At 57.6% G+C, this 727-nt stretch carries 1 protein-coding gene; it reads left to right on the forward strand.

Annotation, left to right across the window (positions count from 1 at the left end):
- Positions 1 to 361, forward strand: a 361-nt coding sequence (locus EXE44_RS17545) for a site-specific integrase (protein WP_137718017.1), incomplete at its 5' end; no start/stop codon positions are given.
- Positions 362 to 727: the final 366 nt, after the last annotated feature.

Here is a 727-nt window from a genome sequence, read left to right on the forward strand (position 1 = left end):
GAAGCCTCGCGACGCCTACCTCCCGCGGGAGGTCGAGGGCGATCTCCATCGGTACGTCCGCTCGGAGGATGTCGGCCGCCACGAGCCGATCGTCGACCTCTCCGAGAGCGGCGTCCGGGCGGTGGTCAAGCGCACGGCCGAGCGCGCGGCCGAAGCGACGGGCGACGAGGACTTCCGCCACGTGTCGAGCCACGATCTCCGGCGCCGGTTCGCGCAGCGGCTCCTCGTCGATCGGCAGATGGACCCGCGCGTCGTCATGACGGTCGGCGGGTGGGACTCGTTTCAGGCGATCGAGCCATATCTTAATTCACCAACGCCAGATATTGTCAACACTGCGTTTGACGAAGCTGGATTTAGATAAAATTATATAATAATATATAATTTAATCAAGTAGTGTAATAGAAAAGACTTACTTAAATTAGACTACATAATATCACACATGGTTGTCGGTGAAACCTTAACTGGGGGAGCGATATCGGTTGGCGCAGCTATAGCACATGATTCGCGCACCGCTGTACGGCGTCGGGGCGCGCTTAGGAACCTAGTGGAATGACGATTTTAGACCCCATTCTCAGGAGCGTTAGAATACCGAAATTGGGTGGCTGGGGAGTCCCAGCCCACCAATCTCGCCCGGTCGGAGACCGAGCGGGCAGTAGGTGGGCCAACACGGATTTGAACCGCGGACCTCCCGGTTATCAGCCGAGCGCTCAACCTGACTGAGCTATTG

This window comes from Halorubrum sp. SS7 (assembly GCF_005435055.1).
GTDB classification, from domain to species: Archaea; Halobacteriota; Halobacteria; order Halobacteriales; family Haloferacaceae; genus Halorubrum; species Halorubrum salinarum.